Raw genomic sequence first — 26,037 nt, forward strand, 5'->3', positions numbered from 1 at the left:
TGTTACATTATAAGGTAATATGATGACAAAAGTATAAGCAGCTGGGAGTTTGCATGAAGGGAATGTGTGGTTGGATCGGGACTAAGGAAGCGATTCCTGATACAAGGAAAATCACCAATTCATTGGTTGTTTCCATGTCGGGTGAGCTAAAAGATTCTGTACAGGCGCTTTATGGTGCACGGGATGGCATGGCAGGCTGGTCTGAAATGGGGCAGGCCAGTTGCTATGAAATTGATTCACTAAAAGTGGTGGTGGTAGGCAATGTTCATTGGAAAAGTGAGGCGTTAAATAGGCTTTCCCTTGAGACTTCGCCAGCCGCCGCTGTTGCTAATGCATTTTCGACCTCAAGTAAGGCTTTTCTGGAAGAGATGCATGGTGCTTTTTGTGTTGCCATCATGGACGAGCAAGCTGATCGGGTACTGATAGCCATCGATCGGCTTGGTATTTATCCCCTGTGTTATTCATTGCAACGTGAAAATTTTGTTTTTGCAACAAGCACAGATGGTGTTGTGGCACATCCTGAGATCAGTAACGAAATTGACCCTCAGGCGGTGTTTAACTATCTGTTTTTTCATATGGTTCCTTCCCCAGGCAGTATTTATAAACAGGTATTTAAGTTGCTCCCTGGTCAATATGCTTTTTTCCAGAATGGAAAGATTGAGACGGATTTTTACTGGCATCTTAAATATGCTGATTCGGGTCGTAGCCTCATTTCTGAACGTAAAGAGAGACTGAAATCATTGCTTAATAAGGCTGTAAAAAAAGCAGTCATTGACGAAAAAGCAGGCGCTTTTTTAAGTGGTGGTACTGACAGCTCGACAGTTGCCGGTGTATTAACAGAAACACTCCACAAGCCAGCAGAAACATTTTCTATTGGGTTTGAGGCGGATGGTTACGACGAAATGGAATTTGCGCGCATTACAAGCCGCCATTTTGGCACCCATCCCCATGAATATTATGTGACCGCCCAGGATGTGGTGGATGCGATTCCGATGATTGCCCGTGCCTATGATGAGCCTTTCGGGAATGCATCAGCAGTCCCTACTTATTTTTGCGCCAAAAGAGCCAAAGAGCAGGGTATTCGGGTCATGCTGGCCGGAGACGGCGGGGACGAAATATTTGGAGGAAATGCTCGCTATGCAAAGCAAAAGATTTTTGAAGCTTATTTCATGTTGCCCGCATTGCTGAGAGACTCCGTGCTTGAACCAATCATGTTCGGGTTGCCAGGTATTGAACATATTCCCCCGTTAAGAAAATTGAAAAGTTACATTTCCCAGGCGCGTGTTCCTTTACCAGATCGACTGGAGTCTTATAATTTTTTGCACCGTGCATCTCTTGATGAAATTTTCACCAGTGAGTTTCTTGAACAGGTGAACAGCCAGGTTCCAGACGAGTTATTGCGAACAGAATATGGCCGTACAGATGCCACTGCGTCTACTAACCGGATGTTGCATCTGGATTTAAAATTCACGCTGGCCGACAATGACTTGCGTAAAGTGAACCGGATGTGCCAGCTTGCTGGCGTAGAGGTACAGTATCCGCTACTGGATGAAGAGATCGTTATGTTTGCCGCTCAGCTTCCTCCCGCTCTTAAAGTAAAAGGGTTGAAGCTAAGATATTTTTTCAAAGAAGCGCTTAAAGGCTTTCTTCCGAAAGAGACGCTGACTAAAAGCAAACAGGGGTTCGGTTTGCCTTTTGGTGTCTGGATGCAAACTTATCCGCCATTGCAAAAGCTGGCGTACGATAGCCTGAAGTCTTTGCGCGAACGAGGCTACATCCGGCCAGAATATATTGATGGGCTAATAGAGCAGCATCGATCCGGTCATGCGGCTTATTTTGGCGTCATGATCTGGGTGTTGATGATGTTGGAGCAATGGCTTCAGCATCATCAGACTAAAGCTGTTTAGGTTTACGCCATGCAGCACTTGCATAGAGAATTTTATTAACAGGTTTTGAACGCTCCTGTACCGGCTGTGAGGGCTCTTTTTCGATAATAAATTTGCTGAGAATGATCAAACAGAGAATGTGATAATATAGATCAAAGTTTGCCAAGCCCAGAAATGTGCCAGCTGAAGCAAATCCGACCATGCTAACCTGCGTCATGGCGGCCAGGTCAGACGCCCATTTCTTGCTCTCATCATGTTTGACCGTTTTGATTATCCATCCGCCCGTTTTCCAGGTGGCAATACCCAACGCCAGAAATAAGGCAAGTCCAACAAAGCCATGTTCACCCAATACTTCAAAATATATACTGTGTGAATCGTGAACATTACTTGGATCTGGTGCATACATTCTGAATGTATCGGGTTTGAAAGTTTCAAAGCCGCCACCAACCAACGGACGATCTTTGGCCAGGTTAAACGCCATGTGCCAGGCATTGATACGTCCTAGCGCAGACTGGTCCTGTTCGTATGTTTTAATGGTGTTCATCCTGTCAAACCATTGCTGAGGCATGATGGCGAGCACCATTACAGCAGAAATAGCGATGACCAGCCCTGTAAAGAATTTGTTACGACTTTTTAGCCACAGGAATCCACCCATGGCAACGGCACCAAGCAAAGCACCTCGAGATTGACTTCCGATAACAGCAAGCGCACATAACATCATTGAAATGGATAATCCAATGTTTACCCATTTATTTTTAGTGGTGAGCTGCAAATAACGCAGAAGAGGAATGGTCATAATCAGCGCCAGACCAATTTCATTGTCGCCCCCAATAAAAGTCTGCAGCGGCCCTCGGACGTGATAAACCCCGCCGTGGATGATAGTAAAAATACCCCCTTTGATTCCGTAAAATGCTAATGAAAGGGCTATTACCCATACTAAAGTTTGAAGCCGTTCACGCGTTGTTATTAGCATGAGCGTGGCAAAAACCATCAGCTGAATTTTGGCAACCTTTTCCATTTGTATCCAGGCAAGCTCCTGGTGTAATGAGAAAATGGTCGTGACTACCATCCATAATATGAGTGTAATCAGTAATTTAGTTTCTCTGGTCCATGGTATGACTTTTGGTTCTTTTGACATCAACATACCCGAAAAGGTAGTCAGTGCGATGATGTAGGCAAATGGAAAGTAGAACGCAAATCCCCATGCAAGCCGATGCGGATTCATGTAGCTCATCCATGACCAAAGATAAATACCGATGTAGGGGTTTTTCAGTACAAAAGGTAATATAAAAAATACGACGGCAGTAACAAAAATATCTCTCATTATTGGGTCAAAACCTTATCGGTATCATTTGGTGAGAATAAAGCTGCCTTTACGTTACTGACAACATAGCGGTATTTACCAGATGACTCTTTAGGAATGTCGGTTACCCGTTCAATGTCAATTTGCACAGCTTCTCCCAGACGTTGTTTAAAGCCTGCAACGATAAGAGGGATAGCTGTTTCATCAAATTGCGAATCCGTTTCCAGCTGAATTCGGGTCAGGAGTAAATTTTCCTGAATGATCTTGAATTTAGACACGCCTGGCAAATCGCGAAGAATATAAACCAGGGCCAGACCATGCATCACTGTCCCATTCTGGGCGACGATGAAATCGGTTGTTCTACCCTGAATTTCCTTAAGCAAGGGCAGGCCTCGACCACAACTGCAGGGTTTGTCATCCAGGATTCCTACATCCCCTGTGCGATAGCGGATAAACGGGAAGTCATTTGTGGCCAGGTGGGTGGTGACAATTTCACCGGCTTGACCATGGGGAAGCAGGTTGCCAGCATCATCCACGATTTCTACAATAATGTCTTCTGCTGTAATGTGCATTCCACCAGAAGGGCAAGCATGGGCGATAAAGCCGGCATCTCGCCCCCCATAGCCGTTAGCCACCCGGCAACCGAAGACGCGGGAAATGTGTTCCCGTTGATGGTCATACAGTTTCTCCGAGGTTACAAATGCAACACGGATACCCAGGTCATTCATGCGCAGGCCTCGGGATTCTGCGTGTTGGGCGATATGCGCTAACGCAGAGGGATAGCCGAAAAGCATTTTAGGACGCATGGAGCGTATTTCATCAACAAAACTATCCAGTTTGGCTTCGGTCATTTCAAAAGCGGGTAATAATTTTGTGCGGAGCAGGCTATCCCGAATCTGGCGCACTTTATCTTGTGTTCCCAACTCAATGGGAGAACCCCATACAACGATTTCAGGGTCGCCTATATCCACTCCCCACCATCTGGTGGCGCGCCATTTGGCTGCCACATCGTGGCTGATACGTTCATTGCCCAGAAAGAAGATGAGCGGTTCACCACTGGAGCCACCTGTATTAAAGCGGGAAAGGTTCTGCGCAATTTCTGATTTTAGCTGATCCGTATTTGCACGAATGATTTCTTTGGTCAGAAAGGGTAATTGAGCCAGGTCTTCCAGGTTCTTAACGATAGCGGGGTTAAATTGATGGGTTTGAAACACATTTCGATAGTACGGCACATGCTCACCAACGTTGGATAAAAATGCCCGCAAACGGTCAATGCGTAACTTTTCCATCCTCTCGGGTGATAACCATTGTGTACGTTCCATTTCCTTGCGAATAGGCACCGTACCATGATGCTTTAGCTTTTCGTGTAACGGAAACAGGCAGGAAGACACGACACGTGTGTAGAAATTTAGCGACACGTTTCTGATTCCTTGTGTTGTGCGCGTGGAGGCAAAGTTGGCTTTCCGGAATTGATGTGCCGATTAATGGACTGGAAAGCGTCTATCAATTGCGCAACGCGCGTATCCCATGCATTGTTATGTGCGTATTCGATAATTTTCGTTCTATCCCATCGGGTCTCAAGAGCTAAAGTAAGTGCTTGCTCCAAAGGGGCCTGTTCACCGAAAGGAACTATTGTACCTAATTCAGGGTTGCAAACGACTTCGGCGTTGCCGCCGACATCGGTGGTAATAACAGGCAGACCACAGGCCATTGCTTCAAGAAAAACATTTGCCCAGCCTTCATTTCGTGTTGAAAGCACAAAGATATCCGCAGCGGATAAAGGGGTTTTCAAATCCTCTGATTTCATTGGGCCCGTGAAAATGACCTGTTTTTCAAGACCAAGCTTAGAAACCTGGGCACGTAATTGCGTCTCCATGTCGCCTTCAGGGCTTGGACCGCCAACAATCAAATAATGCAGTTCCGGGGAAGTTTTAAGTAGCTTTGGGAGGCAATCAATCACGCGGTGGAATCCTTTCCTTTCAACCAGGCCACCTACTGAAATCAGGATAGGCGCGTCATGTGGCAATCCCAGTTTGCTCCGGGCTGTAGTTTTATCAATAGCATGGAATTTTGCGGTATCCACACCATTTCCTATTACCTGGGCCTTGGATTCAGAAATGCCTAATGAAAGGGCGATTTGGCGTAAAGAATCGGATACGGAAAACACCTGGGCAGCAGATTGCAGAGCCGCGGCCATGCGAATCCGGAAAACTGTTTTTTTAACAAGACGCGATTCAGTGCCTCGTAACGTAACGGTAAATGGTAGCGTCAGCCATTTACCCAATAAACTCGCGGCATAACCATCAGGATAAGCAAAGTGGCTGTCAATGATGTCACATTGATGTTCACGCTGGAGACGGCGCATTAAAGTAAAGGTACTCAGTGCGAGAAAAAAGCCATCCAGCCTTTTGAAGATTCCCGGTATAGAGAAAAACCGAGGGTGTAGTACTTCGATACCTTCCTGCATTTCCCTGTAAGGTGGATAAGGGCGAAAGTGGGGGCGAAAAAGACGTATTAACCCTTGAAACGGAAACCATGCTACTGGCGCTACAACCATTAGCGGTAGCGTCTTGGCTACACGGAACATACGTTCGCGTATAAAAACGCCGGCACCAGGCTGCACAGCATTGGGAAACAAAGTAGTAAAAACCACAATGTGAGGGTTTTCAGACATTGTGCACGCTTTTCCCCGTAAGCCGGTTGTAAATGTCCACATAGTTGGACACGGATTTTGTCCAGTTTCGTTCATTCTCAACAAACTGTCGTGCTGCAATGCGCAGATCCGGCCATTTTGATTCTTGATCCAGCAGTTGTAACACCTCTCTGGCTAATGCCGCAGGGTCTTCTGCGTTGAACAAAATACCGGTTTTGCCATCCTGAATGAGTTCCTTGTGGCCGCCCACATCAGAAGCGACCAGTAATCTTCCTTGCGCCATGGCTTCAAGAGGTTTTAAGGGGGTAACCAATTCGGTTAGACGCATGGAATGGCGTGGGTAGGCCAGGATATCCACCAGATCGTAATATCGCTGTACTTGGTCATGAGGCACACGCCCAGTGAAAATAACCTGATCTTGAATGCCAAGCCTGGATGCAAGCTGCTTCAGATTGCTATCCTGCGGCCCTCCCCCAACCAGCAACAAACGTACATCAGGTGCAGATTTGAGAATGCTGGGGAATGCCTCTAATAAGAGATCCAGTCCTTCATAGGCGTAGAAAGAGCCGATGAAACCAATAATTCGGTGGTTTGCCAAACCTAATTGCTGTTTAAGGGCTGTTTCTCCAGTGCCCCCAACAGTAAATTTCTCAATATCCACTGCGTTCGGGATGACAGTGACTTTTTGTGCAGGTATGCCTCGAGCAACAATGTCCTGCCGTAGGCCTTCACAAATGGTAGTGATGGCATTTGCGCGCTTGAAAGCGCTTGTTTCTAATCCTCGAGTCAAGCGGTAGCGTATTCCCCATTCTTTGCTGGTGCCGTGATCCACCGCGGCATCTTCCCAAAATGCACGGACTTCGTAAACAACAGGAATTTTATGCTTGCGTCCGACGCGCAATGCAGCAATGGCATTTAAAGCGGGTGAGTGGGCATGCAGAATATCAGGGCGAATAAGCGGTATGATTTCATCAAGTCTTTTGGCAAGGCTGTTGATGATTCTAATCTGGTTGAAAATCGGCAGCCTGGCAAGGCTGCCTGTTGCAGGCGGTGTTCGGTAGAAGTGCAAGCCATCCACATCTTCTTCAGGCACCTTGCAATTTTCCTGTTTGGCACTGGTGATGTGATAGGTGTCCCACCCAAGTTTACGTTGTTCTCGCAGTATTGCCAGGGTTCGGAAGGTATAGCCGCTATGCAGTGGAATAGAATGGTCAAGGATGTGAAGAATGCGCATCTGTTCAGACCCCGGTTGCTTTAGACGCGGATTCATTCTGCATCACGTTTCGCATGAACGCTTCAAACATCAGGATTGTCCAAAGGGATGCACTGTAGTCTCGCATACCGGATTGATGCTGATCCACCATCTCACGCAGGAAGGCCATATCAAATATTCCCGTGGAGGCAAGTGTTTCTCCTAACACGGCATCTCGCACCCGTTGCTTGAGAGGTCCGCGAAACCAGTTTGCCAGGGGCACGGAAAATCCCATTTTGGTCCGGTAAAGGATATCGTCAGGCAGATAAGATTCGAGACTTTTTTTGAAAATGTATTTGCCTTCTTGCCCGCGTAATTTGTAAGTCGAAGGTAAGCCAGACATCCACTCTACCAACTGGTGATCAAGTATAGGCACTCTTACTTCCAGAGCGTGAGCCATGCTGGCCCGGTCTACTTTGGTAAGAATATCACCTGGGAGATAAGTCTTCATGTCGAGATATTGCACGCGTGAAAGCGGGTCGTCAGTGGGCGCGCGGTCTGCATGGTAGCGCATCACATCAACAGCATGGTGGCCTTGCAGTTTTAATTTGAACGGGTTACTGAAAAGTTTGTCTCTTAATGTGTCACCCATGACAGAGACACTGTGAAAGTAGCCCTCAACCGGGTCGCGGGCCAATGCTTCAAAAGTGGATTTGGCACGGAATACTTTCGGCGCCCAGTCTGCTTTGGGGTAAACATTTCCGAGCAAACCAAATAACGGCTTGCGGATGCTCAGGGGCAACATGGCGCGCATGCGCTCTTCATACAGATGATAACGATAGCGACGGTAACCAGCGAGATTTTCGTCCCCACCATCTCCTGAAAGAGCGACTGTGACACGTTTTTTCGCCAGTTCGCATACCCGGTAGGTTGGAATAGCGGAGCTATCAGCAAAAGGTTCGTCGTATAGTGCGGCTAATTTGTCGATCAGGTCGTAGTCGTCGGATTCAACTTGCTCTACATAATGTTGCGTATGGAATTGATCGGCAACTTTTTGAGCGAAGGCTGACTCATTAAACGCAGGGTCACCAAATGAAATGGAACAGGTGTTAACCGGCTCATTCATCAACCCGGCCATCATGGCCACAACAGCGCTGGAGTCTACGCCTCCGGAAAGAAAGGCACCCAGCGGCACTTCAGAGACCAGCCGGATGCGAATGGCTTCTCGTAAACGGACAATGAGTTCTTCCTGCGCTTCTTGTTCAGAGATGGGACCATGGGAGGTAAATGGCACATCCCAGTATTCCTTTGGTTGAGGCAAGGCAACACCGCGTTTGAGCGTGAGGGTATGCGCGGGAGGGAGTTTTTTTGCGCCTTCGAAAATCGTCCGTGGCTCAGGCACATATCCATAGGCGAAATATTCTTCCACTGCGCAATCGTCTATCACGCGAGGAAAACCGGGATAAGCCAGTAAGGCTTTGAGTTCTGAGCCAAACAGGAATGTGCCGTCGGGTAGGCTGCCGTAATAAAGTGGCTTGATGCCCAGACGATCGCGTGCAAGAAATAAGGTTTCTTTCTTGCTATCCCAAAGCGCAAAGGAAAACATGCCACGAAAGCGTTCTACACAGGCTTCACCCCACTCCTCCCATGCATGGACAATGACTTCCGTATCGCAATGGGTGCGGAAGGTATGCCCAAGTTGCTGTAATTCAGGCATAAGGTCTACATAATTGTAGATCTCGCCATTAAAAACGACTACTACACTGCCATCTTCGTTGAACAAGGGTTGATGCCCACTCGATAAATCAATAATGGAAAGCCTTCGGTGTCCTAATCCAACGCCAGGTTCAGTATGCAGTCCGCCTTCATCCGGCCCGCGGTGAAACTGGGTCTGGTTCATACGTGCCAGTACCTGCTGATCAACTTCGCGCTTATCTTTTAAATCAAAAATACCAACAATGCCACACATGACTTAACCTTGATTATATTCAATTATTTTAATGGGTTGATACATTTTAAACTGTTGCTGGTTTGTAAATTTGCTCATAGACAGCAAGATAACCCTGAACCATGGCCGGGATACTGAACTGGGATTCAATGCGCTTCCGGCTAGCCTGTCCGTGTGTTTTCAACATACTGTCATTGTAATAATACGTAAGCAAGGTTTGTGCCAAACTCTCCGGGTCTGATACCGGAATGAAAGCGCCGGTCTGCCCTTCTTCCACCAGTTCTGGATTTCCCCCGACCCGTGTTGCAATAATGGGCAACCCGCTGGACATCGCTTCCAGTATGGTATTTGAAATGCCTTCACCCAATGAAGGCAGCACAAATAAATCCATATTGCGTAAAATGGGTGCCACATCGCTACTTTCACCAGGAAGCCAGGCGAGATCTTCTGCGCAGGCTTGTTTCAGTAAGCGCATACAGATTTCCCGCGAGACGCCCTCCCCTATGATCACTAATCTTGCCCGTTGGCGTGCTGTCGGTTCAATTTCCAGCATTCTGATGAATGCACGCACCAGATTGGGGTAATCTTTTACTTCCGCCATTCTGCCGACACTGCCTATGACGAGTGCGTTTTCAGGCGCGAAATCAGCAGGGCCGATAGCTTGTTTCTCATCACGCGGGCGGAAGAACGTGCTATCAACACCATTATATATTTGGCTCACGCGCTGCGGTTTGACGCCCACAGTCTGGATCAACCATTGCTCAAGATCCCGGCTAACGGCAATATAGTGGCCTACAAAGGGGCGTGCCAGTTTGCGCAGTAAGTTATATTTTCGATTTTCACCGTGCAAATCGAAAACATCCCGTCCATGTTCCCCATGAATTCGCGCGCGGATACCCGCAGCAAAAGCAACAAACTGCCCTTCAATGGCTGACAGGTTTCGCGTATGAACTATGGCCGGAGAAAGTTTTCGCAATAAACGCCACAAACGGAAATACCATGTTACATCTCTGCCCGCTGGCTTTGCCAGCGCATAAAATTCCACGTCTTTTCGCAGGATGCGTTCCCTGAAATCAGTATAGTCATCGAGACAGATAACCACATGGCGGAAACGATCCTTGGGCATGTGATTGATCAGGTTGATCATGCCGTTTTCCATGCCGCCAACACGGAAGTGATGGACAACATGGGCGATAAGTGGCGGATTTTTCCCCATAAGCTATTTAATCAGCCACATGTTGATTGATGGCACCCGTATTATTGTTCCGAAACATTGTGGATGCTCTGCTGGATAGCGGGTAACGTGTCCAGGATGAAATGCTGCAGTGCTTTAGCAGCATCTTCTTTGTCGTCGCTATATTGCGATGCCACGATAATCGCGGCACCGTCATCATGTTGTCCAAACAGTCGGGCTTTAGCAAGCAGCAATTTTGCGAGATAAGGGTCGATAGTGTAGGTGCTGGCCAAGTTGTTCCAGCTCCACACAATCAAGCGGGTAGATGGCGAACGAAGCAAGGATTCCTGGACAACCGTTTTTTTGCCGTCAAGCGTTACTTCTCGGGGTTCTTCACCGACATTGTTCCAAACGGGATGCTTTTGCTGGACCATGTAATTCTGGGAATTGATTAGTTCAGCATCTTGCCGTTGGGTACGATAATAGAAGAGGTGAAGTTCAATCGTGTTCTCTCCTTTTTTGTATGTCTGCAAAATTTGCGAATCAGCACCAACGAAGTGAGGCTGCCAGTTTGATATGGGTACATTTTGTTTTTGCCAGCCATTGATGGAATCTGGCAATGACATGACCAGTCCTTTGGTTTTAATTGGCCGGTTATCAAGATAAGTTGCATAGGCTGGCCATATGGCTGCGATAATGAAGAGAACGGCACCGGTAATGATAAAGTTTCGGCCCGTGGTTGAAGGCGCAGAGGGTGTTTCAGTTGTGATGTTTTTTTCTGGTTCTGCAATCAGGTCTTCACGCCAGAAACTGCCAATCCAGAAGAGCAGCATCATGACTATTCCAAAAAATACCCACCCATAAATATAATGATCAACGCCTAGTGCCAGAGTCATATCACTTAAGTGGGCAATCATCACAATCAGGTATGCGCGCATTCCATTCGCAAATACAGGCACGATTATAGAGAGTATAGAAAAAATAATCCTGCGCTTTGTGCTCCGGAAAGTGAGATAAGCATACAAAGTACCAAGGGTAAAAGAGGCAATGAGGTAACGTAGACCGCTACACCCTTCCACCACTGACCATTGGCCGCTGGGGATGGTAAAAAATGTCCCTTCGCGGAATACCGGAATGCCGGTGATTTGCAACGCACCCACCACAAAATCCGCCGTAAAATTCATCATGGAAGGAATCAGAAACTCGCCTGCTGGCACCGCAAAAAGCAGGAAGCCTAGGGGAAAAGCAATGGCGCGTGCAACTTGTGGGCCAAGAATTGTCCAGACAGTTGCAGCAATCATGGCAACCAGGCCATATTGGGTGAGAACGAGTACGCTGCCAGCATCTGCAATCAGCCAACCGAGTCCCAGAGCAGCTATAACGAATAGCCCCCTGTAGTCCGGATGCGGCGTTAATTGGGCAAGTAAATTGCGGCGCGTCCAAACGAGATAAGCGCTGATGGGGAAAATAAGGAAGCCATGTGCAAAGGTTTCGGACCTTTCCCAGATGGCAACTGTAGACAATCCTGTTTCTTTGTAGAGATAGAGAATAGCGGCAATGGTGAGCAGTGTCAGGAAAACTGCAAGTTGCCATTGCTTTCCAGACTCACCTGCAGGGTTGCCGGTAGCAGAAGCTGATAAAACTGGTTGGTCAGTTGCGGCCATGTTTATTTTCTCTAAGGGGGTTCGCGAAGCTCGGGTTATGCGACATTTTAATATTTGCAGCGGGCTCATTTGACGAGGGTTCTTTAGTAAGTAAAGCTTCAACCTGCGCGAGACTGCTATCCCAAATATAGTTAGTCAATATTCTGCTTCGGGCAGCTGTACCGATTTTATTCATTAAATTTTCTTTTAATATTTTCACAATAGTTTGGTTAAATTCACTGGTGTTGCCCGCAATGAGCAATTCACATTCCGGTTGGGCATCAATTCCTTCTGCCGCTTGCGGAGAAGCGACAACCGTTTTCGCCATGGCCATGGCCTCAAGCACTTTGTTTTGTAATCCTCTTGCAATTCGCAATGGCGCAACCGCGAGTTTTGCATGTGCAAGATAGGGCCTTATATCCTCAACTGTGCCGGTTACTGTGACCCCGGGTAATCCGGATAATTCACAAACAGCGGGTGTTGGACGAGAGCCGACAATATAAAAACGGGCTTGGGGGAATTCAGCTAGAACGGCAGGGAAAACTTCCTGGGAAAACCAGACTACGGCATCTACATTGGGCCAGTAATCCATTGCACCAGTAAAAACCAGTACTTGTTCATCTTCAGAATAAGGGTTGGGGTATTCACGATCCGGTGAAAAATAGTCAGCGTCGACGCCATTACTGAAATAGCCTGTCTTTTCCGCACTTTCTGGCGCCAGCTGCTTGAATAAAGTGGCTTCTTCCGATGAAACAAACAAAGACGCATCAAATTGCTTCGCTATTTCTCGCTCATAGCGGAGTAAATATTGCCCTTCTCTCCGGTAGAGCCAGGAGAGTGGCCAGTGCTTGCTTTTGGCGTACTGTATCCATTTATCTGAATCAATATCCACAAAATCAATCACGCGGCGCATATCATTGGCGTGACTGACATATTGGGCCATGGCAGATGAAAAAACCAGAATACGCATGATCGGCTGACTGGTCAGACGCTCATTTACCCAGTGTTGTAGCTCGGCATTTCTATAATAGGGAAGCGTCAGAGGCTGTCCTGTCAACAGACCAGACAGACTATGCAATTTAGCGCTGGTTGGGTTGAGTCTGACAAAGCAACTATCGCTGCAAAATGATTTTGTGATATCCACATGCTGCCAGTCATCCTCGTCATCCACAAAAGTACCAAGATGAACCTTGTAGTGCTGACTTAAATATTTGAGCAAATGGAAAGAACGGATTTTATCGCCCTTGTTGGGCGGGTACGGTATGCGGTGTGTAAGGTATAACAAGTCTTCCGCCATTACCTACCCTAAATTTTTCACAATATGCGGGCCGATCAGATTTGCAACGGCAAGCGGCAGATGCTGCCAGGCTTTTATAAATAGCTGATATTTAGGGTTGAGCGGGTTATGTTCTGGTACGCTCTTGGCTCGATGGAGCTGATATTCATAATGTAACGGTTGCGGCTCAAATCCCCAGTTTCTCTTGAAATCAAAAGGGCCCGTTCCGCGTTTGCTGCGGCCATAATCAAAAATTTTGTAGCCACGCTCACACGACCGCCGCATTAACTCCCAATATTTAAAATCATTGGCTGCAAGATCTCTAGCCGCTAATGTATCACCTGCGTAGTAAGGCAATACTTCATCGCGGAAGTAGAATGTCAGAACGCTGCTGACAACCTGCCCGTTTTTGGTGATCGAAAGCACTTCACAATCCTGACCAAAAACAGACTTTAACAATATAAAATATCGTTTGGGTAATGCCGGTGTTCCGTGGCGGTGGACATTCTCAGCGAATACCGAAAAAAAACGATCTGTATTTTCGTCAATTACACTTACTAATTCGTTCTTGATACCTTTTCGGACCATAGCCCTTTGCTTGCGGGGAATGTTGAGCATGTTCTGCTCCACATCCGGATCAATGGCTTTACGAAATGTGACATATAAATCCTTGCCAGCCCAATCTGCGTGGAATGTGTTGATATTTCGATATTCCAAAAAATCCACATTGGTTTTTGCCGCGAGTTGTTGTGCGGCCTGATCTAGTGCTATCCGAGCAGATTCATTCGTTGCAGCAATCCCGCCGTAAACGCAAAACGGTAGTGATGAAAGTGAGTGGCCAAACAAAAAGCTTTTGACTTCCGCGAGCGGTAACACGCCAAGAATTATTCCCTCGGACTCAGCAAGCAAAAAATGTGTTTTGTGCCCGAATGCTTTTTCAATTACCGTTTTCCATCCTGAGCGGTGAAAAAAAGTGGCTTCAGGACAAGACATCACGAAGGCATCCCAATTTTCAGCATCTTCCTGTTGCATCAATCGTACGACAGGAATGGCTTGTAGGCTGGATTTGTGAGGTGAATTGGTCTGATCATGGGTCATACCATTCATTCACGGGACTCCAGATAAATTCTGTCAATGCGATCCCATTCGAAGTCTTTTAGCAACGCGGCAATCCTTGATTCCATACGGTCAAGGTTAACGTAATGGCGAAAACGGGTTTTCATACTGATACCCTGCTGCCGGGGTTGCGCCGGGTCTATCTCCCACGGGTGAAAGTAGAACATGCAGGGTTGCTGGTCTTCTGTATTCACATGATTGATACACCAGCGGGATAGCGCATAGGGTAACAAACGAAAATACCCACCCCCCGCAGCAGGCAGGTTACGCCCTAGCATGGCAATAGTTGTAGGGGGGAGTTCCAGTATTCCGTCAGTTCCCCTCGGGTAAAAGGCAAAGCGAGGCGCATCGGGCATACCGTAGTGGTCATGTTGTATTGGGTAGATGCTGGAGCTATATTGATACCCCGCTTCGTTTAGTGCATCCAGTGCCCAGAAATTTTTTTGATTGATGGAAAAACTGGGGGCGCGATAGCCAATGACCGGCTTTCCGGCAATATCTTCAAGGAGTTTTTTGCTACGAGATATATCGTACTGAAACTCAACGGGATTTTGATCGCTGGCGCGAAGGTGGCTATAGCCGTGACTGGCTAGTTCATGCCCATTGTCAACGATTCGACGCACCATTTCAGGATAACGCTCTGCGATCCAGCCCAGCGTGAAAAACGTCGCATGGGTATCATGGTCGGCTAACAGGGCAAGAATGCGATCAATATTTTTTTCGACGCGGCAGGGTAACGTGTCCCAATCAGCCCTGGCGATATGTGGCGCAAAAGCGGAGACTTGAAAATAATCCTCCACATCGATAGTCATGGCATTGCGTATCATGGTTTACTTTATAGTGGGTGTTCACGCTAATTCTTAAATGATATTTGATGAAAGTTACGACGCATCCGAATCGTTTTTATTCTGATTAACGGCAATAAACATCATTTTCCGCATCATGGTCATCATGCGGTTCATCGTCATTTCCATACCTTCTATTTTTTGCTCCAGCCGTGCTAGATCCATTGAAGTGGATTGCTCGAACCCCCCTTGGCTAAAGTCACTGGAATAGTGTTTTTCGTCCGAGGTACTATTTCCAGTGCAAGTCACTTCCTGACTGAGATCCGTGACCACTTCCTGCACTGTTACGCGATCAAACGTGTGTTTTTCAGAAAGAAAACCTAATAAAAGTAGTCTGTCGCAGAATGTATTGATAATTCTGGGGATGCCTTTAGTGTATTCATGAATCAGCTGAAATCCGTCTTCTGTAATGGCGGGGTCACCCTGCCAACCCACCATATCCAGTCGATGAATGATATAAGCCTGAGTTTCGGTTGTATCCAGTGCGCCCAAATGATACGAAGCGATCACACGCTGACGTAATTGAAGTAATTCTTCACTTTGCAGGGTTTTGCGAAACTCTGGCTGGCCCAGCAAAAAACTCTGCAATAGTGGTTTATTGTCACTTTGAAAGTTAGACAACATCCGCAATTCTTCTACAGCGCGGGGAGACAGGTTTTGCGCTTCATCAACGATCAATAGCGCACGTTTTCCCTGTTTACTGGAATGCTGCAGAAAATTTTCAAGATTATTCAGTAGCGCGGCCTTGCTGATGTTCTCATGGTTAAGCCCGAATGAAGCAGCCACCATACGCAGTGTGTCATCCGCTTCCAGCTGGGTAGTCACCAGTTGGGCGGTCACGACATTTTCATTTTCAAGCTTTTTGACCAGATTGCGGACCAGCATGGTTTTGCCCGCGCCGACTTCACCGGTAATGACAATAAAACCTTCACCCAGCGATAATCCATATTCCAGATAGGCCATGGCACGCTTGTGCCCTTTACTGCCAAAAAAGAAACGTGGGTCCGGGTTAAGTTGAAATGGCTTGTCAGTTAGTTTGTAAAAAGATTCATACATCTTGTCGGTAGCTTAATTAAAAGTCATGTTAAGTCGGGCAGTGATACCATTTTCTGTGTAATCACTATTCGCCTGGTTCGAAGTTCTTTCCTGGTGGCGCAGTTCCACCGAACCGGAAGTCCCGGGCACAAACTGTCGGATCAAAGAAAGACGGACTATCCACAAATCATTTTGCAGAGACGATGCGGGTGCTAACACTCGATTCCAACCAGCCGAGACATTAGAAGATAAGAGTGGATTGAGCCGCAATGTCCATGCAGCATTGCCGCCATATTGACGATCGGAATTACCGCTGACCTGAAATTCGCGGACTGAATTGTAAGCAGTTAGTCCGACGTTGCTTTTGCCTGAATTGATGCTGACCGAGGCAGTGAACAGTTTATTGATGTAAACATCATTTGTTAAGAATGGCGTATCTAAAATTTTGGGTGAAAGATTCCCTGTTGCATCACGATAAAAAACTAACTGGTGTGTAGTCGGATCAATATAGGCATCGTATGCTTTTGGTTGTAAAGCCACTGTACGGGTATCGGTCACATCTTGAGAATATTTTGCACTCCATGTTGTCATCCGTGTGTGATGACTGAGATCAAGTGTGTAGGTTTTGCCAAAAAAACGCCGACCATAACTGGCCTGGAGTGATGTGCGATCAGAAGGGGTCCAGCCAAATCCTGCACTCCAGAATGATCCTCCGGTGCTAGCCCCAGGTGCGGTTGCATAGGTGTTGGTTTCATTCCCGGCAGAAGTAAATAGTCTGAATTTAGGCGTCAAATTGTAACCCAGCGTGCCCGAAGTGCTTTTCGATTCCCGATCAGATTGGCTGTTATCAGAGGTGATTTTACTGTTCTTGTAATTCAGGCCCCAAAATACATCGTTAAACGATTGGCCGCTGTTTAGACTTAACGCTACTGCGTTGGACGTACTGTCAGCCACACCACCTGATGAGTAGAAAGCCTGGTCATGGGTGAAGCGAGCTTGCCCTGTAGCTACTGATCCAAATTTATGAAGCAGGTAGGGGCTTAAACTATAGGTTGAAACAGTAGTGATGTTGCTGGTGTCGCCGGTGGTTGTATCAGTACCCTGTGGGCCAAGGGCGGAAATATTTTGTTGGCCGATATTTGCCCGAGCGTCCATGTAAAGGGTTTGGTCAACCAGTTCTGCATTGGCGGTGCCAGCCAGTTGGTGGTATAACCGGTTGCGTTGCACCTCACCAAGAGAAATAACATCTTGCAGAGAGTAATTCACATCAAGCTTAACGCGCCCTACACTCTTTCCGCTGACGGTGACGCCTGGGGCGATCTGGGTGGTAAATCCACTTTTTTGGTTCTGTGACGATAGATTGACGTTGTCAGAATAGGTTTCAAGCACACTGAACGTTGGCGTTACTTTCCAGTCCGCAGCATTGGCTGCGGTTGAACTCAGTAGTGCTATTAATAGCGTAGAAATGTAGCTGATAAAAGGGCGGGCAACAGAAGCATTCAACGTTGCATTCTTTATTGCCACTGGCTTTTTATGAAGTACTCGGGCACTTATGACTAAGGTTTTATTGGTTGTTTTAGCTACCATAATATCCATAATAATCTGATCCAGTGATGGCGGCGGTTTTGTTCAGCAACATACCTATTACGTCACACGATTCAATTCGGGATAATGCTTCTTTTACCGCATCTTCAGGCGTTTTTTCTGCTTCTACAACCATGACAATCTGGCCCATTTGCGTGGCAAGTGCACTGGCTTCACTGGTTGAAAGCAGTGGGGGTGAATCAAAAATAATAATCCTGTCTGGATAACGATTGCCCATGTCTTCAAGCAGTTTATCCATGGCTTCGCTTGCCAGTAGTTCAGTAGCATGGCGGTAAGTTTGACCGGCTGGCAGAATGGTCAGTTTCTCGATGTTTGTTCGAATAAGCACGTCGGCAAGCTCAAGGTTGCTGTCGCGCAGTACATCGAGTAGACCCAGGCTGTCTTTTTGAAGCCCCAGGTATTCCAGGATGCGCGGTCTTGCAACGTCAGCGTCAACCAGCAGAACTGTCCGATCCATTTCCAGAGCGATGCTGATGGCAAGGTTGATTGAACAAAATGATTTTCCTTCACCGGGCAGTGAACTGGTCACCATGATCAGGTTACCATTTTTGATGGGAGCCGCACCTTGGCCAAGCGCATTTGCCAAAAGTGGGCGTTTAATCAACCTGAATTCTTCAGCAATTTTGCTTCTTTCGGCATCAGGCGTAATGACGCCCATTTTCTTTAATTTGGCTAAATTAATATTTTCATGCCGCGATTTGGCTGGTTCCTGAATGGGTTCTACAGGTACTTCAGGCGGGGCAACTTTAGGCTGCATAGCACTTTCAATCGCCCGCTCAATCAGGCTTGAAGTTTCCTTCTGGGGTGCTGTACTTTCTGCAACGGGTTTAACTCCCTGAGCTTTGCCAGGTTGCAGCTTGTTTATAGCGTTTTCAATGATGCTCATAGCTTGTTTGTTTCCTTCCTGAGTATGGTCGCTTTAAGCATGAAATTAACGCGCCATTACCATTTGCAGCGTAATCAGAACTCCATAAACGCCAAGCAGACTGGCTACAGATAATCCATAAGCGAATAACTTTTTTCGTTTCTTTTTGAGCGAATCGGGTGTTTCTATGCGGGATACTGCACCTAGCAGTGGCAGGCCGGAAATTTCCCTGAGGTTAACCCTGTCATCCACTGTACGTCTGAGTTGACTAATCAGGAATGCAACGGCAATACCTGCGCCCAATCCACCAAGCAGTACAAACGACATGAGCATAATGCGATTAGGCCATGCGGGCGTCAGGGGTACGCGAGGCGGATCGATTACGCGAATATCTACTGTGTCTGCTTTATTTTCAACTTCACTGGACATGGAGGCCGTTTCACGTCTTGCGAGAAGGGATGCGTAATTGGATTTATAAACTTCATAATCACGGGTCAGCTGCGTGTATTGTGCTTCAACTTCGGGCACGCTGTTCGCAGCTGCTTTTAATTGACTGAAACGCTTCTCATATTCGGCTACCCGGGCACGCAGTGAGGCGGCATTGGCATCTGCTTCTGAAAGTGCAATGGATAATTGCTGATAAACCGGGTTTTGACTTTGTGCAGCAGCGTTTCCGGGTTTACGCTTGGATGCATCTTCTTTTTTTTGTGCTTCCAGTTGGGCAATCAGACGTTTTGTTGCAACAATATCCGGATGCAACTCAGTGTATTGAAGCCTCATGCCATCCATATTCTTTTTCAATGACTCAATACGCGCATCAAGTTCAGGGTCGCTACTAGTGACAACAGTGGTTGTAGCGTTGGGGTCTTCATCGGATAGCTGACGTTTCAACTGATCGCGTCTGTCCTCGGCTTCGCGCAAGTCTAATTTGGCTTGATTAAGTGCATTGCTCATTTCAGCCAGCTTTGCGTAATAACCGCCACCTTCACCTGGCATTAAGCCCATGTGATTGCGTTTGAAATCAGTAATGGCACTTTCGGCAGCAATCAGCTTTTGTTCTTGAGATTTTAATTGATCTTCAATAAATTTTTGGGAAGAGGCAATATCCTTGCGCGTAGTGCCAAGACTGCTTTCCACAAAAATCGTGAGCAAAGACTGGACCACCCGTTTTGCTACTTCGGGCTTTTGGTTCTGGTAAGAGATGGTGTAAAGATTTTCACGATCCGTACCTTGTAATTCAATTTGTGACGACAGCTGGTTGAGCAGTTGCTCCATCTGCGCCGGATCTTTTGCATTTAAATCCTGGTCAGTCATGCGCGTCACTTTTTCAAGGTTCGGACGGCTTAACAAGGTGCGGGTGATCATATTGATCTGCTGACCAACATTAGGGTTAACAGTCAAGCCTGCCAAGAGGGGCTTGAGTAACGATTGGGTATCAACATAAACCCTTGCGGATGCTTCATAGCGGTCTGGCAGAGTATAAACCCAGGCCCATCCAATAGCGCTTACCAGCCATGCCACGATGATGGCATACCAACGGCGGCGCCAAGTGGCTTTTAAATAAGTAAGTAACTGTGCGAGTGTTTCATGCATGCTTTATGTTTCCGATTGTCTGATACAGAATCCCCGCTTCGGGGCGGGGAGAGGATTCTGTAAGTATTAGAACCAGCTTTCAGGAATTACCAGCACGTCACCAGGTCGCATTTCAGCATTGGCAGTTACGTCGCCGCCTTTAACCAGATCTTCAAGGCGTACAGATAATTGCTGTTGTTTGCCATCAGTGGTACGCAGGATAATAGCTTTGTTTCCCGCTGCAAAATCGGTCACACCACCTACTGCAATCATGACGTCAATCAGACTCATGCCTTCTCGGTAATTGAGTGCCTGAGGCTTTGCCGCTTGACCAATAATGCGAATTTGCTGACTAAATGGACCTACCCCTCCAGCAACAATGACTGTAGCTATAGGGTCTTGGATGTATTTGGAAAGTGATTTTTCAATGTCACGTGCTAATTGAGTGGGCGTTTTTCCGCTGGCAGGCAAATCTTCTACCAGATTCATGGTCATTTTTCCATCGGGCCTGACTGGAAAAGAACCTGATAACTCCGGGTTTCTCCAGACGAAAACACTGACGCTGTCGCCAGGACCAATCAGGTAATACCAGTCCGACATCTTTTCGGCTGAAGCGGGCGCAGGAGGATGGGATGATGTGGCGCAGCCGCTGACTGCAAGGATGAAAACGGCAGGTAATACTTTCCATCTGCAGTTCATTATTTTTTTAACTATATCCACAATGCTTCCTCCATGTAATATTTTGAATTATGGCAGTTATTATGCCACATAAGTTTTTTAGTATAAATATATTGTATTTATATACAATAGCTTCAAATAATTAATATTATGCACATCAGTACAGGCCCACCATATTCACTTTAACAAGATAAAGCAAGTTTCAGGCCATGAATGACTTCGCCCTGTATCGTGGGTCAAGTTTAATTATGCATGAGAGAACCGTATTTTAACTCGACAGTTATGACGGTAAATTGACAATTCACTTGGCCGCCTGGTCGTTAAAGAGCCCCTTTGAAGTTCATTAAATAGGATAAATATTTCAAAATCATCATTTGTGATAAAACCCCGTCGATTCAGGGTAGCCCGCTTCATTAAATGCTACTTGGCGTTTTTTGCATTGTGGGCAGTGGCCACAATGCGTAGTGTAGCCCAGCAGGCAACTATATGTTTTAGTGTAATCCATGCCAACTGATTTGCCATGCAGGATAATACTGGCTTTGGATAAATTCAGTAATGGCGCAGCAATTTCAATTTCACCGAGTGTGCGGGCCATTGCCTGAAATTGTGTCAGAAAAGCGAGCGAGGCACTGGGATAAGCTTGTGTGTCTTCCTGGTTAAGGGCGATGTATACGCGATTGGCCCCGAGTTGTGCGGCATAACTCAGCCCCAGACTTAAGGCGATCAGGTTGCGATGAGGTATGGGAACGTGCATTTTATTGCTTTGATCTTCCCTGAAATCATGTCCGACTTGCGACATGTTTAATTTTTTGAGTTTTATACCAAGATTCGCGCACTGTGCGAGTGCGGCCTGGCCCTCTTGTAGTGCCGCACGCTGACCATAATCAATGAAAACCGGATAGAGCTCACTAGGTGTCGGGTTCATATATAAAAGTGTAGAACTCTCAATGCCGCCGCTTAAGAGAATAATTTCTGGCATATATTAGTAAACAAGGTGGTTAAATTAATCGTAGCTCAATTTTTAAAAGTTAACATATCATTCATTTTGGTCAAAGATGAAATATTCAGGGGGGAAAATGATGAAAGGTGATTCTCTTAAGGGTTTGCAGGGTGATATTCGTGCTTTTGCCAAGGCGCGGGATTGGGATCAATTTCATACGCCGAAGAATCTGAGTATGGCATTAAGCGTCGAAGTGGCTGAGCTGATGGAGCATTTTCAATGGTTGAGTTCCCAGCAAAGTGTGATGCTTGATCCACCCAAGCTGGAGGCGGTGTCTCAAGAAATCGGGGATGTGTTGATTTATCTGACACGGCTTGCAGATGTGTTGGGAATCGATCCTGTGGATGCCGCATTCAGAAAAATGCAACTGAATGAAATCAAATATCCGGTTGAAAAGTCCAAAGGCATTGCGGCTAAATATACTGAGCTGTAGGGTTTATGACGGTGTGATCGTCTCGATTTTGTAATGGACGACGCAAAAATATTTAGGGGCTGATGCGGTATAATCTCCCCAATGAAAATTGAGAAACGAGTTCGATGAGTTACTACAAATACCACGTATTTTTCTGCACGAATCAACGGGAAGACGGGGCTGCCTGCTGTGCCGATTTTGATGCGCAGGCTGTGCGCGATTATGCAAAAGATAAAATTAAAAAGCTAAAATTAAGCGGTCCGGGCATGTGCCGTATTAATAGTGCCGGTTGTATGGACCGTTGTAATGAGGGGCCTGTGCTTGCAGTCTACCCTGAAGGGGTATGGTACACCTATGTGGATAAGTCCGATATTGATGAAATCATCGATGAACATCTTCTGCATGGCCGTGTTGTAGATCGGCTGAAAATTTAAGCGTGAAGCGTTATAAACTGAGAATCGACGGCCCTAGCGGCAAGATCGAAACGGTCATTAATGATCCCGGACCTGAACGCATAGGCATTGCCCTGATCGCTCATCCCCATCCGCTGCATGGTGGCACGCTGGATAACAAGGTGGTGCAAACAGTGGCGGATACGTTGCTTTCATTGGGGTATGTTGCTGTCCGCCCGAATTTTCGCGGGGTTGGTATGAGTGATGGCGACTATGACCACGGTGAAGGCGAAGTGGAAGATATGCTGGCAGCCTACGCATTTGTTCAGCCGCGCTATCCTGATTTGCCATTATTATTGGCAGGTTTTTCGTTTGGTGCCCATGTGCAGAATCAGATTGGACATAAGCTCAACGCACAGCAGGTTGTGTTGATTGGTCCGGCGGTCAACATGTTTGAGTTTGGAGATGTTGCGCCTAATGCCACTATTATTCATGGTGGAAAAGATGAGCTGGTGCCCCTGGAAGTGGTACAAACCTGGTCCGAAGCTCAGGGAGTGAAGCTTGTGGTGCTGGAAGGTGCAGATCACTTTTTCCATCGTAAATTATCGCAGCTCAAACAGACGCTGGTTGAACTATGTCAGTGCTGAACGCAAAAGGATTGCGCAAGCACTACGGCACAGCAGAGGTTGTGGCTGGGATTGACCTGGAAGTAAATGCAGGGGAATGCTTTGGGTTGCTGGGGCCAAATGGCGCAGGTAAAACCACGACGCTTAGGCTGCTGCTCGGGTTGGTTGATCCTGATGCCGGGGAAATGAACATTCTTGACTATCCTATTCCTGCGATGGCTCGCGAAGCCAGAATGAAAATCGGGGTGGTGCCGCAAATGGATAGCCTGGACCCGGATTTCACGGTACATGAAAATCTGATGGTGTACGGCAGGTATTTTGGCATACCGGATGCGGAAATTGCTGCGCGTATTCCGGAATTACTCGAATTGGCTGGCTTAAGCCATCGCGCCGACGCGCGTATCAATGCTTTATCCGGTGGCATGAAGCGGCGTCTGACTTTGGCGCGAGCTTTGATTAACGACCCCGATGTGATTTTTCTGGATGAACCGACTACCGGACTGGATCCGCAAGCCCGTCACATGATGTGGCAAGGCTTACGGCGTCTGTTGAATAAAGGGAAAACCATTATTCTGACCACCCACTTTATGGATGAGGCAGAGCGTATTTGTGATCGCCTGAGTGTCATGGACAATGGAAAAATTATTGCCACAGGCAGTCCCCGTGAGTTGATTGAGCAATATATAGAGCCAGGCGTAGTGGAGTTGTATGGTGAACAAGCTGCAGCATGGGGTCAGCAATATGGTGCCACACTCTGTGAAAGAGCTGAGTTGGCTGGTGAAACCTTGTTTTGTTATACCCGCGATGGTCAAGCGCTGATGGAAAACCTGCGTGCGCAGACCAGCATGCGCTACATGCACAGGCCAGCCAATCTTGAGGATGTGTTTTTGAAGCTCACTGGCCGGGATTTACGAGACTAATGGCAATTCACACTTTTTTTCGTATGCCGCAACTCAGCCTGCGCTTTATGCCGGTGTGGCGGCGAAATTTCATGGTATGGAAAAAACTCGCAATCCCCTCTATTCTGGGCAATCTGGCTGATCCCATGCTCTACATGCTGGGGCTGGGTTATGGCTTGGGTGGACTGTTGCCACAGGTTTCAGGCGTGCCCTATATTACTTTTCTGGCGGCAGGGACGGTTGCGTATAGCACCATGAATAGCGCCACGTTTGAAACTTTGTATTCCGCGTTTTCCAGAATGCATGTGCAGAAAACCTGGGAGGCCATCATGAATGGCCCGTTAATACTGGATGATGTGATGTTGGGCGAACTGCTATGGGCGGCCAGTAAAAGCCTGCTTTCTGGAATCGCCATTTTGCTGATTATCTGGGTGCTGGGGCTGCAACAATCCTGGCTGCTTTCTTTGTGGATTTTACCTCTCGTCGTGTTGATTGGTTTTTGTTTTGCTGGAATGGGACTAGTAATGACGGCTGTTTCTCCCAGCTATGATTTTTTCATGTACTACTTCACCCTGGTGATTACGCCCATGGTGTTATTGTGCGGCGTATTTTTTCCTGTTTCACAGTTGCCGCCTCTTCTGCAGACGGTTTCGGTTATCTTGCCGCTGACCCACGCGATTGAACTTGTGCGTCCCTTATTGCTGGGTATTGTGCCTGTCAATATCTTGCTTCATCTTGTGATGTTGTTCGCTTACGGCAGTCTGGGTTTTGTGTTGGCATTGGGCTTGACCAGAAGAAGGTTGCTGAAATAATCCGGTATATTGAATTTACCCTTGTCAGGTTGCAAAAATACTTGATAATAGAGAAATGAATCCAACCCTCTCCGGAATAGCTGAAAAACTGAACAACTTTTCTTCGAAGGAAGAAATTGCTGCTGCTATCGATGAACTCGAAGATCAGTTTGACGCATTAAATGAGGTCGAACAGGAAATTGCTGAACGACTGATTACTTTGCTTGATCAACGGCTCATAGTCATAACGGGGGTTGCGCGGGAATAATGGCCCAATATTACAGCATCCGCCAGCTGAATCCCTATCGCGGTGTTGTACAAATCATCGCGGCGGGTAATACTCAGGCGTTGTCTGTTGACGGGGTGCATTGGCATGCCAGGAGCCAATCTATTGCTGGTCGTTATTATTCCGTTGGTGGCTTCAATGATGAAGAAAATCGGCTGATTGATTTTTCTGAGCGGGGTGTTTTGCTTGAAGCATTCCATCATCGTCCCGCTACCCCTTTTACATTGGAAGACAATACTGAGCTGTGGTTGCTCAACAAAGATACCGGGTTGCCTCTTGCGCTACTTGCCAGTAAGCGGTCGGGGGAACCGAGTACTCAGGATGCTTACCCCACCTGGTTATCGTTTAATCTGCGTGATAACAGTTTTGTAGCAGAAAGCCTGAAGGCGCGTGATGCGCTGCGCGATAAACGTGCATGGCCCGAACCCCATCGGGAAATCATTAATAATCTGATCAACCATGCCGCGCGGCCTTACCCCGCCGCACAATGGTTCAAGCGGCACGACGACAGGAGCGGTGAAGGGTTAGCCGGTGTGCGTGTTGTAGCAGAGTGGGAAGGTCGACTATTAAGTCCGGAGGATTTCCCAGAACTGTTGCTGGAGGAAAAATGGCTGAATACAGAGAATGCGCAGTTGGTAAAGGAATACCATGAACAGGTTGCACCGGATCTGTTAACTCACCCCTATCTTTTACGGGCAACAAGAGAATCACTTGAATGGGCAGCGGCTGCTCAACCGGAGAAGCTTCTGCAAATCTATCGGTTAATTCCAGAGTTTGTGAATCGGGAAGAGGTAGAAGTGGCGTTAGTGAAAGCCCGGCTGATGATGGCTTAACCGGCTT

24 protein-coding genes are annotated in these 26,037 nt (G+C 47.1%); 8 read left to right on the top strand and 16 right to left on the bottom strand.

Annotated features, from left to right (window positions below):
- The first annotated feature begins 53 nt into the window (after positions 1–53).
- Positions 54–1,907 carry an asparagine synthetase B family protein gene (locus EDC63_RS06780; RefSeq protein ID WP_124945775.1) on the top strand — a complete coding sequence of 618 codons (1,854 nt, stop codon included), beginning with the start codon at positions 54–56 and terminating at the stop codon, positions 1,905–1,907.
- On the opposite strand, the gene EDC63_RS06785 is transcribed toward EDC63_RS06780, so the two are convergent.
- The 16 genes from EDC63_RS06785 to EDC63_RS06860 form a co-directional block, all read right to left on the bottom strand.
- Positions 1,894–3,210, bottom strand: coding sequence for a putative O-glycosylation ligase, exosortase A system-associated (locus tag EDC63_RS06785; protein WP_124945776.1), 1,317 nt, complete (start codon positions 3,208–3,210; stop codon positions 1,894–1,896). The genes EDC63_RS06780 and EDC63_RS06785 overlap by 14 nt on opposite strands.
- Entirely contained in the window at positions 3,210–4,607 is a 1,398-nt protein-coding gene (locus tag EDC63_RS06790) for a phenylacetate--CoA ligase family protein (protein WP_223248210.1), read from the bottom strand. The genes EDC63_RS06785 and EDC63_RS06790 overlap by 1 nt, the downstream gene beginning before the upstream one ends.
- Positions 4,598–5,863 (bottom strand): glycosyltransferase, encoded by a 1,266-nt coding sequence (locus EDC63_RS06795; RefSeq protein ID WP_124945777.1) that lies wholly within the window; start codon positions 5,861–5,863, stop codon positions 4,598–4,600. The genes EDC63_RS06790 and EDC63_RS06795 overlap by 10 nt, the downstream gene beginning before the upstream one ends.
- Positions 5,856–7,076: a TIGR04063 family PEP-CTERM/XrtA system glycosyltransferase gene (locus EDC63_RS06800; protein ID WP_124945844.1), complete on the bottom strand. Its 1,221-nt coding sequence runs from the start codon at positions 7,074–7,076 to the stop codon at positions 5,856–5,858. Before EDC63_RS06800 ends, EDC63_RS06795 begins: the two co-directional genes overlap by 8 nt.
- 4 nt (positions 7,077–7,080) lie before the next feature.
- Positions 7,081–9,003: an XrtA/PEP-CTERM system amidotransferase gene (locus EDC63_RS06805; RefSeq protein WP_124945778.1), complete on the bottom strand. Its 1,923-nt coding sequence runs from the start codon at positions 9,001–9,003 to the stop codon at positions 7,081–7,083.
- A 46-nt stretch (positions 9,004–9,049) separates the two neighbouring features.
- Positions 9,050–10,198, bottom strand: coding sequence for a TIGR03088 family PEP-CTERM/XrtA system glycosyltransferase (locus tag EDC63_RS06810; RefSeq protein ID WP_124945779.1), 1,149 nt, complete (start codon positions 10,196–10,198; stop codon positions 9,050–9,052).
- A gap of 41 nt (positions 10,199–10,239) precedes the next feature.
- Positions 10,240–11,820: an exosortase A gene (gene xrtA / locus EDC63_RS06815; protein ID WP_124945780.1), complete on the bottom strand. Its 1,581-nt coding sequence runs from the start codon at positions 11,818–11,820 to the stop codon at positions 10,240–10,242.
- Positions 11,807–13,096 carry a TIGR03087 family PEP-CTERM/XrtA system glycosyltransferase gene (locus EDC63_RS06820; protein ID WP_124945781.1) on the bottom strand — a complete coding sequence of 430 codons (1,290 nt, stop codon included), beginning with the start codon at positions 13,094–13,096 and terminating at the stop codon, positions 11,807–11,809. The genes xrtA and EDC63_RS06820 overlap by 14 nt, the downstream gene beginning before the upstream one ends.
- A gap of 3 nt (positions 13,097–13,099) precedes the next feature.
- On the bottom strand, positions 13,100–14,173 hold the full coding sequence (locus EDC63_RS06825; protein ID WP_124945845.1) for a FemAB family XrtA/PEP-CTERM system-associated protein: 1,074 nt from the start codon (positions 14,171–14,173) through the stop codon (positions 13,100–13,102).
- 5 nt (positions 14,174–14,178) lie between these two features.
- Positions 14,179–15,018 carry an XrtA system polysaccharide deacetylase gene (locus tag EDC63_RS06830; RefSeq protein WP_223248211.1) on the bottom strand — a complete coding sequence of 280 codons (840 nt, stop codon included), beginning with the start codon at positions 15,016–15,018 and terminating at the stop codon, positions 14,179–14,181.
- Positions 15,019–15,072: 54 nt separating this feature from the next.
- A complete protein-coding gene (locus EDC63_RS06835; RefSeq protein ID WP_124945782.1) occupies positions 15,073–16,092 on the bottom strand; it encodes an XrtA/PEP-CTERM system-associated ATPase in 1,020 nt (339 codons plus the stop codon).
- A gap of 12 nt (positions 16,093–16,104) precedes the next feature.
- Positions 16,105–17,595, bottom strand: a complete 1,491-nt coding sequence (locus tag EDC63_RS06840) for a TIGR03016 family PEP-CTERM system-associated outer membrane protein (protein ID WP_165922933.1) — start codon at positions 17,593–17,595, stop codon at positions 16,105–16,107.
- Positions 17,596–17,647: 52 nt separating this feature from the next.
- Positions 17,648–18,562 carry an XrtA-associated tyrosine autokinase gene (locus EDC63_RS06845; protein ID WP_124945784.1) on the bottom strand — a complete coding sequence of 305 codons (915 nt, stop codon included), beginning with the start codon at positions 18,560–18,562 and terminating at the stop codon, positions 17,648–17,650.
- A 45-nt stretch (positions 18,563–18,607) separates the two neighbouring features.
- Positions 18,608–20,134, bottom strand: coding sequence for an XrtA system polysaccharide chain length determinant (locus EDC63_RS06850; protein ID WP_124945785.1), 1,527 nt, complete (start codon positions 20,132–20,134; stop codon positions 18,608–18,610).
- Between the two features lie 66 nt (positions 20,135–20,200).
- Positions 20,201–20,812, bottom strand: coding sequence for an XrtA/PEP-CTERM system exopolysaccharide export protein (locus EDC63_RS06855; protein ID WP_124945786.1), 612 nt, complete (start codon positions 20,810–20,812; stop codon positions 20,201–20,203).
- A gap of 349 nt (positions 20,813–21,161) precedes the next feature.
- Positions 21,162–21,770: a 7-cyano-7-deazaguanine synthase gene (locus EDC63_RS06860; protein WP_223248212.1), complete on the bottom strand. Its 609-nt coding sequence runs from the start codon at positions 21,768–21,770 to the stop codon at positions 21,162–21,164.
- A 97-nt stretch (positions 21,771–21,867) separates the two neighbouring features.
- Here EDC63_RS06860 and EDC63_RS06865 point away from each other — a divergent pair, with 97 nt between their 5' ends.
- The 7 genes from EDC63_RS06865 (at position 21,868) to EDC63_RS06895 (ending at position 26,030) form a co-directional block, all read left to right on the top strand.
- Positions 21,868–22,224 carry a nucleotide pyrophosphohydrolase gene (locus EDC63_RS06865; protein ID WP_223248213.1) on the top strand — a complete coding sequence of 119 codons (357 nt, stop codon included), beginning with the start codon at positions 21,868–21,870 and terminating at the stop codon, positions 22,222–22,224.
- Positions 22,225–22,328: 104 nt separating this feature from the next.
- Complete coding sequence (locus EDC63_RS06870) at positions 22,329–22,637, top strand: (2Fe-2S) ferredoxin domain-containing protein (protein ID WP_124945787.1); 309 nt, start codon at positions 22,329–22,331, stop codon at positions 22,635–22,637.
- Positions 22,638–22,639: 2 nt separating this feature from the next.
- A complete protein-coding gene (locus tag EDC63_RS06875) occupies positions 22,640–23,242 on the top strand; it encodes an alpha/beta hydrolase (protein ID WP_124945788.1) in 603 nt (200 codons plus the stop codon).
- Positions 23,230–24,141 carry an ATP-binding cassette domain-containing protein gene (locus EDC63_RS06880; protein ID WP_189836494.1) on the top strand — a complete coding sequence of 304 codons (912 nt, stop codon included), beginning with the start codon at positions 23,230–23,232 and terminating at the stop codon, positions 24,139–24,141. Before EDC63_RS06875 ends, EDC63_RS06880 begins: the two co-directional genes overlap by 13 nt.
- On the top strand, positions 24,141–24,932 hold the full coding sequence (locus tag EDC63_RS06885) for an ABC transporter permease (protein ID WP_189836495.1): 792 nt from the start codon (positions 24,141–24,143) through the stop codon (positions 24,930–24,932). Before EDC63_RS06880 ends, EDC63_RS06885 begins: the two co-directional genes overlap by 1 nt.
- A 55-nt stretch (positions 24,933–24,987) precedes the next feature.
- Complete coding sequence (locus EDC63_RS06890; protein WP_124945789.1) at positions 24,988–25,179, top strand: hypothetical protein; 192 nt, start codon at positions 24,988–24,990, stop codon at positions 25,177–25,179.
- On the top strand, positions 25,179–26,030 hold the full coding sequence (locus EDC63_RS06895; protein ID WP_124945790.1) for a hypothetical protein: 852 nt from the start codon (positions 25,179–25,181) through the stop codon (positions 26,028–26,030). The genes EDC63_RS06890 and EDC63_RS06895 overlap by 1 nt, the downstream gene beginning before the upstream one ends.
- Positions 26,031–26,037: the final 7 nt, after the last annotated feature.

The organism is Sulfurirhabdus autotrophica (assembly GCF_004346685.1).
Taxonomy (GTDB): domain Bacteria; phylum Pseudomonadota; class Gammaproteobacteria; order Burkholderiales; family SMCO01; genus Sulfurirhabdus; species Sulfurirhabdus autotrophica.